This is a genomic window from Candidatus Villigracilis sp., from assembly GCF_057083605.1.
Genome location: NZ_JBXMTI010000011.1, coordinates 1 through 12,436 on the forward strand (window position 1 = coordinate 1; position 12,436 = coordinate 12,436).

10 protein-coding genes are annotated in these 12,436 nt (G+C 47.6%); 1 reads left to right on the forward strand and 9 read right to left on the reverse strand.

Features of this window, described 5'->3' with window-relative positions; translation table 11 throughout:
• The 9 genes from AC14M5_RS01790 to AC14M5_RS01830 all read right to left on the reverse strand — a co-directional run.
• On the reverse strand, positions 1–807 hold an 807-nt coding region (locus AC14M5_RS01790), incomplete at its 3' end, for a hypothetical protein (RefSeq protein WP_484027907.1).
• 53 nt (positions 808–860) lie between these two features.
• Positions 861–2,363, reverse strand: a complete 1,503-nt coding sequence (locus tag AC14M5_RS01795) for a DUF4832 domain-containing protein (RefSeq protein ID WP_484027908.1) — start codon at positions 2,361–2,363, stop codon at positions 861–863.
• Between the two features lie 57 nt (positions 2,364–2,420).
• On the reverse strand, positions 2,421–3,452 hold the full coding sequence (locus tag AC14M5_RS01800) for a polysaccharide deacetylase family protein (protein WP_484027909.1): 1,032 nt from the start codon (positions 3,450–3,452) through the stop codon (positions 2,421–2,423).
• 67 nt (positions 3,453–3,519) lie between these two features.
• Positions 3,520–5,769 carry a cellulose biosynthesis cyclic di-GMP-binding regulatory protein BcsB gene (locus tag AC14M5_RS01805; protein WP_484027910.1) on the reverse strand — a complete coding sequence of 750 codons (2,250 nt, stop codon included), beginning with the start codon at positions 5,767–5,769 and terminating at the stop codon, positions 3,520–3,522.
• A gap of 47 nt (positions 5,770–5,816) precedes the next feature.
• Positions 5,817–6,995 (reverse strand): glycosyltransferase family 2 protein, encoded by a 1,179-nt coding sequence (locus tag AC14M5_RS01810; RefSeq protein ID WP_484027911.1) that lies wholly within the window; start codon positions 6,993–6,995, stop codon positions 5,817–5,819.
• 4 nt (positions 6,996–6,999) lie between these two features.
• Positions 7,000–8,487 (reverse strand): O-antigen ligase family protein, encoded by a 1,488-nt coding sequence (locus AC14M5_RS01815; RefSeq protein WP_484027912.1) that lies wholly within the window; start codon positions 8,485–8,487, stop codon positions 7,000–7,002.
• 26 nt (positions 8,488–8,513) lie between these two features.
• A complete protein-coding gene (locus AC14M5_RS01820) occupies positions 8,514–9,626 on the reverse strand; it encodes a diguanylate cyclase domain-containing protein (RefSeq protein ID WP_484027913.1) in 1,113 nt (370 codons plus the stop codon).
• Positions 9,627–9,885: 259 nt separating this feature from the next.
• Entirely contained in the window at positions 9,886–11,079 is a 1,194-nt protein-coding gene (locus tag AC14M5_RS01825) for a glycosyltransferase family 4 protein (RefSeq protein ID WP_484027914.1), read from the reverse strand.
• On the reverse strand, positions 11,076–12,005 hold the full coding sequence (locus AC14M5_RS01830) for a glycosyltransferase family 4 protein (protein ID WP_484027915.1): 930 nt from the start codon (positions 12,003–12,005) through the stop codon (positions 11,076–11,078). The genes AC14M5_RS01825 and AC14M5_RS01830 overlap by 4 nt, the downstream gene beginning before the upstream one ends.
• Before the next feature lie 28 nt (positions 12,006–12,033).
• Between AC14M5_RS01830 and AC14M5_RS01835 the strand changes: the two genes are divergently transcribed.
• Positions 12,034–12,436, forward strand: a 403-nt coding sequence (locus AC14M5_RS01835; protein ID WP_484027916.1) for a hypothetical protein, incomplete at its 3' end; no start/stop codon positions are given.

The window sequence follows — 12,436 nt, forward strand, 5'->3', positions numbered from 1 at the left end:
CGATCGAAAATGTGCGCCAAGAGACAGAACCTGAACTTTGCGAGTCATTGGGTCGATAAGAAAGGATGCGAGATCCTCATAAACCGGGCCGCCTTCTTTCCAGTTTGGATCAAGAGCACCAACCGACCCATTCACGGTGACAAAAATATTCCCAAGGTGAAAATCATGATGCAAGGTTGAAACGGGAATTTGAACCAATTTGCTCGAACTGTAGACACGAAAAAATAGCTCACGAAGGGATGTCAGGCGCCTTCCAAGCATTTTTTCAAGAGATCCCAACTCAGCATTTAACAGATCCTCAATGGATAGGTCCTGCAAGGTTGTATAACGTCCCTCATGAAAAGAATCGTGTATGATTTTCAGCCAGGTCGCGGCAAGATACAGGTGCTTGTCAAATCTATTCCATTCCCGTTCATTACCTGTGAGAATCATCCATTTTTGGAGATAACTTTTCATCATGGAAATCTGAAGTTCTTCCATATAAATCGCATTGAAATCAAGAGAATATCCCATGGGCTGAATAGCAATCAGGTCCGGGTGGCCTGCTTTCCGAATGACATCCGCAATCGTATGCAAGACTTCATATTCCCTCTTTATATACTCTCCCAGATACCTTGACTGAATGGCCTCACTAATTGTCGTCATGCTTTCCAGATGAGGGATTTTTACAAACAATGGAGACTTTCTGCCGAGAGAATCCACTACCCAAAATCGAAAAATAAAAGAGTAACGGCGATCAAAACGGCGGGGGGGCTCCGGTGCAAGCTTAAAATCTATTCCCATTGCTGCCGGAATCAAGTTCTCCAAAGCGCGAGTCAACCTGGTGATAATCTGCTCATCACTCTCCGGCATGGATAGGCTTAACGAATCTCGATCCATGAAAGGATATTAATTCCGTGAACATCACGACCACCAAACGCCAAATTGATCGGAATCTGGCGTCTTAGGTCTAGAATCGAAACGCCAAGCAAATATTCCCCATCATCGATGTTGGATGGGATCGGCAGGGATTGGGAGATTTTATATTGAAAAGGCGTTTGATCCAAATTCAGTGCGGGCATCCAGGATGAAATATCTGCATCAAGCGGCACTGTTATCACGGATTCTCCATTCTTATTCAGCACGTGCGCATACAACTGAAACTCCTGTCCCATTTTCGGATAGCTGGGTGCGTATCCAACGTTCTGCCAAGTGAGACCAAGTTCAATCGAATCTTCGGTCACCTTCAAATCCGCCTCTTTTAAGAAATAGCGGTACCCAACTGACCGCATTAAATCTACGAGCACATCATTCGAAAACTTCCATTCATTGTCGTGAATGAGGGTGGCGTGGGCTTCCACGGTCAAGCTCTGGACTTCCTCAAGAGAAACATCTTCCGGTTTGCAAAGCTCAAATGCAACAGGAGCGGTCTTCCAAATTTTCAGGAGTTCGTCCCCCACCTTCTCCATTAATCGGTCAGTGTTCCAGCCAAGGCAATCAGACCGAAAACCAACATCCGCCCGGCGCGAATAAACATACTGGGTGGATTGAACAATTCCGGCGTAAGGCATCAGCAACTGTGTTTCCCGGAATCCATCATAAAAGTAGGAAACGGTTGAAATCGTCCCATCCACAGCGCGGCAGTCATGTACGTTATTTGTGCCGCCAATGAACATATCAGCTAGTCTTCTCCTTGCCTGCCCATCCAGAGTTTGAAAATTTTCCGGCAAGGCCTTTCCCCGCACATAATCTTCCTCCCAGGCTTCATCCCACTCAGTTTGCTCGTCACTCCAACTCCATTCGTTAAAATCCCCATACCCCGAAATGTCAATGAAAGCTATGTCTGGGTTGCCGTCGTATCGTCGTATAAGTTTTTCGACAAAGTCGGCCCACTCGTCTTGATATACGCAACTCGAATAATCCGGCTCCCCTGTTTCAAGGAGCCCTGCTCCTTCTTCAATCACCCAGGCGGGGACCATGTGTCCATCATAATCCTCGCCAACCATGGTATAGACACGAAAGGAAAATTGTTTTCCCGCTTCAACCGCTTCATTCAGTTGACTATCCAAAGGCGCCCAGTTGTAGACGCCCTCCTGAGGGTTTAAGAATTTCCAGCCGATAAGGCGGCGGTTTGAATAGAAAACCGTTTCCGGAAAGTCCGAAATTTCCGTCTTTTCAGGTCTATGCTGCCAGCCAATTCCAGGATTAGGCATGTAGTCATTCAATAAAACAGGAGTAACCACTATCGTCCCGTTTACAACCGTCGACGGGCCCGGCATGTCCGGTACCTTGTAATCCGAAGCCAATTCATTTCCCGACGAACTGCAGGCTGTGAGCACAAGCAAAAACACAATTGCAAAATACAGGCCTTTATGCAGAATCATATTTTGGCATTTTATTCGCTGGTACATCATCAAGGAAAAATCGCTTCCCGAAATCAATTATCGTTTTGTCCACCCTGACTGTATTTGAGAAATTGCCTCGAACCCGGAAAGCTTCGCGACAAAACGGGGAAAAGTATCGGAATGTCCAATAAAGATCCTTCGAATAGTGCGTGGATTTTTACGAACTGAACGTCGGGAGGTAGGACCCGCAAGGAGTGTAAACGCTGTTTCAAAACCAAGCTCTTTTACAATGTTCACTATGTCAACAGAAAAGTCGTCGCTTTGTCCGTTCGGGTAGGCAAAACTCCCTACTGGCAAGCCAGTTTCAGATTCTATTTTTTTTCTGGATATTTCCAGTTCCTCCCGGGCACTCCGCAAAGAAATGCTCGTCATAATGGGATGAGAAGCGGTATGGGCGCCCATCTCGATCCCGTTTTTTACAAGTTCCCGCACATGATCCCAGTTAAGATAAAGTCCGTCAAACGCCCCCATCGGAATCGTGACCTCCAGCGCGTCCGAGAGTCCTTTCATGGCTTCCGAGCGCTCGTCATTGGGAAAGCGCTTGACGCGATTGACCCAGCGGTTCAACACATGATCACGAACGGCCTTGCTTTCCCAGGAAGCAAAACCAATAATTGGTAGGTGTGCTGAAGTCTTTTCAGTCAAGAAAAAACAGTGAGCCGCATAATCCCAAACAAACGGGGTATTGCCGCCTATATAGTTTGTCGCCAGGAATATTGTGGCAGGCAAACCGTATTTTCGCAAAATCGGGAAAGCAACAGAAAAATTATCATAGTATCCGTCATCAAATGTGATCATGGCAGAATTAGGCCCTAAAATGGCATCTCCCCTTAACCAGGCTGCAAGATGCTCGCCGGAAATCACATGGTAATTTCTGTTCAAATACTCCATCTGCTGATCAAAAGATGCGGCATCAGCGCTGATATTTGGTTTGAATGTAGCCTCATCCATGAATTCTGCAACGCGGTGATAGTTAAGAATCGTAAGAGCACCCGGCATAAGATACCGTACACGCTCGAGCACTCCGGTTTTGAGCAAAATCTTCAACGGCCCTTCAAGGCGTTTCATTTGAGGCATTCTATACTCTTAAATTAACAGTGCCGTAAGGGACTGGCGCGCGCCTTAGAGCAACCACTCAGGAGGCTTTTTTGCGTAATCGCAGAGCCAGAACAACAACCGCAATCATCGCAAGAACAACTCCAGCCGAAATGTACAAAATTGTTCGGCGCATGGCTTCCTGCCTGGCCACAAAATCCTCTACTGGAGCAATGTTCTCCTCCTGGGATACCGTATCCGTTCCCAAGGTGGGCTCAACCCTTCCAGTACCCAAACCTGTTTTTGTGTCAACGACGATTGCCTTATCACCATCCAAGGTAATAAAATTACCGACAAAAGTCTCTCTTTTTTGCGGGTCAGTGAGGGCAGCGCTTGCGAACCCAAGACCCTCGCCAGTTGTACCGAATATCCCCAATACCACCTTATCGTCCCGCCACGGCGACAGGGCCAACTCAAGATATCCCAGTGCCTTCTGATCTGATATGCGGTAAATTACTTGTTGAGTCTCCAAAATGGCAACGTTCTGACCCGGTTCAAAGTAAGCCGGGAGGACTTCTTTTAGTTCTTGCTGCGAGACAATCGATAGATCAGCAGGAGTTCCAACTAGGATCAAATGATTCTCCTGATAATTTTCTGGTAGCTGAGAGTCGAAAAATGTTTCGGGTGCCATAATCGCTCCGGGTGTGAGCGCGCCCAGGCTATAGGCTAAATTAGCCGCTACGCCCCATGACGCCCGGTCATCCTCAGATAGCACAAAAGCGGTCGAACTAAATGTTGGATCGCCTGCAAAGGGAAATGGAAATGAGTTTATATTGTCCTCGGCAAACGGGGTATCTGACGCCGGCGTCAGTGGAAGATGAATCAATGAATCTGGATGAATTGTTGCCCATACGCCGGAGAAGGAAACCGTCAAACATTCATTGATTGGAATCAGACTGACCACAACTTCCAGTATGTTATACCCTGGACGGATCGCGCTTGGAGGGAGGTCGATTTTCGCTATCGATAGACCAGTGTTTTCCGCGAAAAATTTAACGCTCCCAATTAAATTTTCGTTCATATATACAACAATTCCCGACGTGTCAGGATCGGCCAGTACAGAATTGGTATATCGCAATTCAAGATATGGGCCCTCCGCAGGAAGCTGGCCCTGGGGTATTACGAATTCATATGCGAGATAATTCTCACCCAGATCATTGACTGTAACGAAATCCTGCCCAAGGTCGGCAAATGTAAAATCGGTAGTGGAAATCTGAACGGCGCCAGGTACCAACACTCCAGGTCCCGATAGAGCGTTAACCTGCCTAACCACAGAATAGGTGGGCAGTAAACCGGTTTGAATATTGCCGGTTGATAACGCCTGAGCAGCCTTTACCACGCTTTGATCTGTATTTCCACTTACCATCAAAACTGTTTTTGTCGGATTCCATGGTGATGTGATCATTTGTAAAACGCCATCATCCTGACTCACTTCAGAGGCTGAAAATCCGCTGTTACTGAACTGAAGAGGCGCATTCACGTTTTGGATGATAGAAAATGACGATGGCTTGCCAACAAAGATCAAGTTGGAGTTTTCAAGCGCTTCATTGGATAACTGATCTTCTGTTATCATTTTTATGGGAAGCCGGCCGAATGTCATTCTTCCAAAAGTTCCCATAATCGTCAAGCCAGCCTGTACTTCGTCTGAAGTGGGGGATGTCGGTAGGACTGCAAAAACTGGATCCAGTGTCTTGGCGCGTTCCTGAAAGATCGGCCATGGCAGGCGATGCAAGTTCAAATTAGGAGGTGTCTCCTCATACGTGAGATTGACCTCGGAATTCGGACTAATAACAACAGTTGTTTTATGAAATTCCAAATCGCAATCAATGGCTGCATCAAGGAAGAAAGAAATTTTGTGCCAGCCAGTATCCTGGGGAGAGGTAAGATCAGCAAGAGCGATCGGAATCGTATAGGTAATACCTTCGCCCCTGGTTAATGGGATGCTCTCCTGCAACTTGTCATTAAAGTACACTTCAAGGACACCACCCAGATAATCGTTAGCAGCATCCAGGGTCCCTTCCGTGGATGTGGCCGCTCCGTCCGCACCCACAATATAAGTGGTTATTTCAAGCCATAGAGTGGATTCGTCGCGCAGGGCCCAGGATGGAGGAAGATCGAAACGAATACTATCAGCGTCATAGGGTCCCCGCAAGATTATGTCTGACTCCAAGCCAAGATCTCTAAAAGTCAAGCCTGCCTCCAAGGCCGATACAGAGGCCTGGACAGGTACCACATACATCGTCAAAACGGCGAGCAATAATAGGAAGGTAAGGGGTTTTGCTGTTTTCATTACGAAATTGTGCCTGCTTAAGGGCACGTCTCCTTTCAAATATTCAGCTACGGTCGTGCAGCCTTGTTCCATAGTACGGTTTGTGTGGATGAAAAATAACGATATAACCCTATCAACGCGGCCAGGTTGCTGTTGACAAGGAATGTAGGAAGATACAAGATCCTTCCCAACATCCCGCCCGCCTTAAACCTTGTGCCTGTCGCAGCCAATAGATAAAATACTATCTGCCCAAGGAACAAAGCACTTCCATAAGGTTCCCCAAGAAACAAAAGAGCCGGATTGGTCGCACTACTTTCTGAGAACAGTGCGGCAAAATTGGCTCCCAAAGCCGCTATCATGGCAAAAGGTACAAGAGGCCTCAGATATTTATGTGAAATAATCTGCCAAACGGCGGCGGGGTTTGAAAAAGGGAGCATTCTCCAACCTAAAAACATAGCTTGATAACGTCCCGCAACCATTCTCGCCCGCCTCTCAATTTCACCCTGCTCCGACTTTGCAACAGGATGGGAAGAGCGTGCCTCGGGCGCATAAACTACCCGGTATCCCTGTTTCATAACGCCTAGAGCCATGTAAAAGTCATCATTTATGATATGGGAAGGAGGAGGCATGAACAGACTTTTTCGAATTGCCAATAAATCACCGGCCACGCCAACACAACTGCCAAACTTTGTCTCGCTGTTTTTTATGAATTCCTCATATTTCCAGTACAAACCTTCCGCCTTCCCAAGAATACTGGCACCAATCACATCCCTTCCCCCGGATACCGCCCCCACCAACGGGTCGGCGAAATATTTGGCAATTTCGATCAATGCATTTGGCGGATAAAAATTATCGGCATCCGAAAATAACAAAACTTCACCCCGAGCCTGTTTGAAAGCGTCATTCAAAGCAGATAACTTACCTCGCCGTTGGGGGAAAGAAACCAACTCAACGCCTCTATCGGCGTATGTTTTCACAATCTCAACTGTCTCATCGATAGACCCGTCATCAGCAACAAGGAGTTGAAGTCTGTGTTTCGGGTAATCAAGGGCAAAACAATTCTCCAATTTTTGCTCAATCACCTTTTCCTCATTGTGGGCGGCAAAAATCAGGGTTATCACTGGTGTAAATCCATCCGAGAATCTCAGTGGTTTACCAAGCCTCGCCAAAAGAAATATGAGCACAGGATAGCCAATATACACATAAACTACAAGCGCGATGCTTACCCAAAAAACAACGCCGAACATAACGTTAGTCTGCCCTATCAGCCAAAAAACTAACTGGATAATTACGACGGGCGTAATCCATTGCAAATGCAAGTCCAAGAATCAAGTAGAAAAATCGGGGAAATGCATTATGAATAAAGGCGGCAGCAGTAAGATACGCAAACAGACTGGCAAACAGTCCGGTAGCCATACAGGCATAATCCGTTTGACCAGTGGCAAGAAATATATTTCTGGCGTTTAAGATTGAGCGGAAGGCTGCGGTCAAGAGCCCAATAAACACAATAAATCCGATCAAACCCATTTCAGCAGCTACTTCCAGGAACATGTTATGAGCCTCGCGTTCCGTGGCCACCAAGGCGATACCGAGCTTCTTCGAATAAATCGGGAAAAGGTATTTATAGCTATTTAACCCAACGCCAAACAACGGGTTTGCCTTAATCATTTCCAGGGCAGTTAGGTTTTCGCTCAACCTGCCTTGCAGTGAACGCTCTTCGATTCGCGAAGTGTTTTGAGGTGCAAAGAACGCTTTTAATGTAAACAGTCGATCAAGATAATTTGGAGGGAGAAAAAAGAATAGTACAACCATGGAAAAAATGATGACCGGCACATGCTTTCGCTTGGGGGGGTAAACAATGAACAGGACAAACAACCCCGCCAGCAATGCGAGCAATCCCCCCCGAGAATATGTCAGGATAATAGTGAGGATCGAAACTATCACACCCCACAGCGCAAACAGTCGCAAACGCCATTTCCGCTCGTGCAGGAAACGCTCCAGCGATATTGGCGCCAAAGCCACCATGATCTGCGCAAAAAAGTTTGGATCCTCCATCGGGCCGGTCGCGCGATAATCGTCGATTTCGCCGATAATCTGATGTTGCAGGCTGATGGCAAAGCCGCCATAAATATTATCAAAGGTGCCAGTAAAGTACTGGAACACGGTCAAGCTTCCTAAAAAAACGCCGACAGTGATCAGGGTCCAAATAGTGCGCCGAAAAGCCTGGTTGGTCTGAAGAAGAATCACAACGACAAGTGCAATTATTGTGTCCTTCGCATCATCTAGCAGTCGGGCTAAAACACGGTCGGGAACAGGGGAGTAAATCAGGGACGCAATTCCGGTCAAGCTCAAAAGTCCAAAAAGAAGAGCCGGGTATTCCCAGCCGGTTGGGCGTTCACGAAAAATTACCCAACGAAGGAGGATCGAAAAAATAAGAATAACCAAAAAAGGTTTCGCAAAAGAAGGAAGGCCCTGATACTGAATTGCTATATCAGAAAAGCGCGTGTATGAAATAAAAATTAACACGACCAACCCGAATTCGACATAGAGCAGGGACAGAAAAAGCACAACAATACCAAGAAGTCCCATCATTATGTAATATGGCTGGCCGAATATGACAACCAGCACTCCCGCCGCAACTCCCAAAACAACGGCAAGAGGCGTAAAAACAGTCTGCATTTGCGCCAGCCAGGTTCGAAGACCAGGCTTTGCCGAAGTTAACAATTGAGTAGTAGCCATAACGAGAGTCTTTTCAACCTGCCTGATTAGATTGGTTCTGTAGCCTTTAAGAGGTACATGCCTCCATCGGTCTTCGCGATCTCCAGCGCCCAATTGGTGTTCTCAATGAAAGATTCCACAGTATCGCCAACACGATATTCGGCAATACCGATCCTTGGCATCAGATAAAGATCCTCTCCGGAAACGTCAACAATAATCGGGACCGAAAGTGCCGCCTGAACGCGACTCATCGTATTCCAGGCAGCCTGGCCTGATGTATCGGACAGTAAAACTGAAAAATCCATATCATCCCACCTTCCAACCAAATCATTACCCCGCAATTGATTCTTAAGAACCTGTGATACATGCCGAAGAATGTTTTGCAAGGTTGGCTGGGGCAATACTTGTAAATAATCCCGCAAGCCCTCCAAGTGGACATAGCATAAACAAAGGTCGTTAACTGGGGCAAATGCAACATCTCTTAAAGTCTCAAGGAAATAAGTTCTTTTGAGCGCTAGGGATGCTTCATCGTATTTCCTTTGTTCAAGGAAGTTGACAAGGGGAGTGCGAAGCAATTCCCGCACTAAAGCCAATCCAATACCCAAAGTCAGGCCCACAACGAGCGCAACGCCTGCGTCGCGTAATGGTTGAGGCGAAATTGGCTCAGTAGGTATCGAGGCGGGATCCAAAAGCCCCATATCATATATTTGATATAAATTCTCAACGTAAGAGACCGCATTTTGCCCCACGGTCGCAGCCAACCTGACTACTATCTCGGGATCAGATCCTGTAATAGTAAAGTCAATGATATTCGTTTCAGGAAAAACGACCGCCGAATAGGTATACTCTGCCAGTTGAGCGTCAGTATAGCCCATTGACTGAATTGTTTCACTAAAAATTCTGGGGCTATTAAGCACCTCCGCATAAGTAGTAATAATGGTGCGCTTATCGAGGGTATCAAGACTATAGATCAAGTTATAGTCGACCTCTCCTCCACCCAAGTACGAGGGGTTTGGAGAAACAATATACCTTGTGGAGGAGGTATAGATCGGCGTGGTTGAGTAAGCAGAAACAAGCGCCGCAAGCACAGCCGACAATCCGGTTAGTGCAACAACCCACCAACTGCGCTGAATCATTCGTAAGTACAACTTAATTTCCATGTATTAGCACCTTTTTCCTAACAAAATTGCAAGGTTTCAAGTAGTATTATACACTTATTTAGTTTCAAAAGAAGTTAAAAAGGGGTCGTTAACATTTCACATTAATTACATTTAAGCGTCCGCAAACTTGGAGTGTTTAATCGTTGCTGTCACTAGGAAGCGGGTTTTCGTCCCCCCAATACTCTTGGGGTGCAACCGTGGAATGAATAACGCTTGCTGTTTTTTATGGTTTGCGTCCAAATTCTTGGGCCAAAATTTCTTAATTCTTGCCCCGAGCATTTGGGTCAATCACTTCTTTCATGATGTCAAGCAAAGGGGCAACTCGTTTTTCCCATGTGAACTCAGCCGCAAGTTTGGCTCCCGCGGCTCCAAGCGCTCTTCGCAATCCAGGATCAGAAGCCAGTTTTTCCAATGCCTGTGACATCTCGTATATGTTTTCAGGCTCGAACAGATAAGCATTCACACCGTGCGTTACAATCTCTGTAATGGTAGGCTGATCAGGAGCCACCACTGCTTTCCCAAGCGCCATATATTCATATACCTTCATTGGGTTGCCATAATTATTCGTGGCGGGCATTATGGTAATATCGCCAGATGCCACATAGGAAGGCACATCTTCATATGGTATCCTACCCGTAAAAGTAACTTTGTCCATTAAATTGAGTTGCACCGCCAATGCTTCACATTCCCTGAAAGTCTGCCCATCCCCCACAAGAAGCAAATGCATTTTTTGAACCGTCTTCAATTGCCGAAAGGCCCTTAGCAGCAGATCCACTCGATGGTAGTGCTGAAAGGAACCCACAAAGACTAACACTAATGTATCATCGGGGATGTCGTATTGTTTTCGACGGATACTCCCTCCCATATTCAGGTGAAAGTAATTTTGATCGATACCGTTTTCCACCGTAATCACTTTCCCGGGCGGAACACCTTCATCCAGCAGGTAATGATGTAAAGTGTTATTAACCGCAACGAGCAATCTGGCGTGACCGGTCACCTCACGATGTATCCTGCGCGCAAAATGTTTTAATCCAACTCCATACTGTTGTTCCTCCTCCCAGGCTGGTGCACAATCGTCGAGGACCAGAGGTACGCCAGTCTGTTCCGAAGCAATCTTCCCAGCCAGACTAAAGGCAATGTGTGTTTCCAAGATCACGTCAGGCTTGTCTTTATGAACGGCCTCTATTAAGCGTTTTGCATATCCCCGGCCATACCTGATACGAGCCGCGTCGCGAATTACCATGGCAAGTGAGCGTGGAAGGATGCGTTTAATTACTCCACGATAAAACCCCACCGAGGTTTGTGAAGTTTTCCCAGCAGCCGCCTCGATACGAATCACTTCATTTCCAAGATTCTGGAGGGCATTGGTAATGGCGGTGGCACGAATCACGTGGCCCGCCTGATGAGTACCCAAGCGATCTGCTGGATGAGGCAAACTGTAAAGAATTTTCATGAGGTGCCTGCAATTACTTTTTCATAGAGTGCAATAGTCTCTTTTGCCTGTTTTTCGAGATTAAATGTTTTTGATACGTGCTTGCGAGCCGACGCTCCCATCTTGGATCCCAAATCCGGGGAAAGCAATATCTCAGAAGTGCGATTTGCAAGAGCATTCGAGTCTCCAGGAGCGATGATATAACCGCTTTCGCCATCCTGGACAATCTCTGCCGTCCCACCCACATTTGTAGCAACAACAGGAACTGCTGCGGCTCCGGCTTCAATCAAGACTGTGGGAAGTGCCTCACTCCATGAGGCCTGGATTAATATATCACTTGCGCCAAGAAGCTGGGGAATATCCATTCTCTGCCCCAAGAAATCAACTGCGTCATCCAAAGGTGCAGCCTGAAATCGTAATTCACTTTCAAGTTTGCCACTGCCGACAAGCTTCACTTGAAAATCAGGTATAACTCTTCTAATTTTTGGAATCGCATCAAAGAGCACTTCAAAGCCTTTGCCCGAACGCATCACAGAAATAAAGATGGCAATGGGGCGTTTCACATCCCATCCCAATTCTGCGCGAAACTCATTTCGATGCTTGCCAGTATCAAACTTCTCAAAATCAATACCATTATAAATCGTATGAATTCTATCCAACGGCACGCCCGCCTGCCTGGAAAAGTGCTGACGCACTACTTCAGAAACCGCAACAACCCCATTAACACCGTAACGAGCAGACCAAAATACCATCCTCGCCCGCACCTTTTTTTTCCATGTGATGGCTGGCTCATCCAATACATGGCGCGTCAATAATGACGGAACCCCAAATAAACGGCGCGCCAATCCAGCATAGATAATCGTATCCTGATCCTGAGCATGGACAAGATCAATCTTGTTCTCGTGCAACAATTTGGCAAATCTGCGAATTGCAGCAACATCCGTCATGCGCCGCGCGTTAAGATTAAAACGCTCAATGCCCGTACGTGAAAAGACCTCAGCTAATGGGCTGTCACGTCGTTTATTTAAGGTAGTCCCGCCCGAAGCGCTGCTGGTGGCGTCGCGCTACCGCCCCGTGCTGCTGGAGCCGGACGTGTGGATCGACCCGGCGCGTCTGGGCGCGCGCGCGTCCGCCGCCGGCTGGCTGGTGCTCTTGCCGGCAACCGCCGGCCCGCCGCCTGGCGACGTCGCGGCCGTGGCCAGCCAGGACGCCTTCTGGCGCGCGCTCGACGCCGCGCTCGGCCCGCCGCCGCGCGACCCCGAGACCCTGCGCACGCTGCTCTGGGCGCACTATGCGCTGGCGCGCTGGGCGCTGGGCGCCGGCCGCCCCGCCCTCGCCACGGCCGAGGCCGGTCGCGCGCTCGCGCTCGCCCCCGACG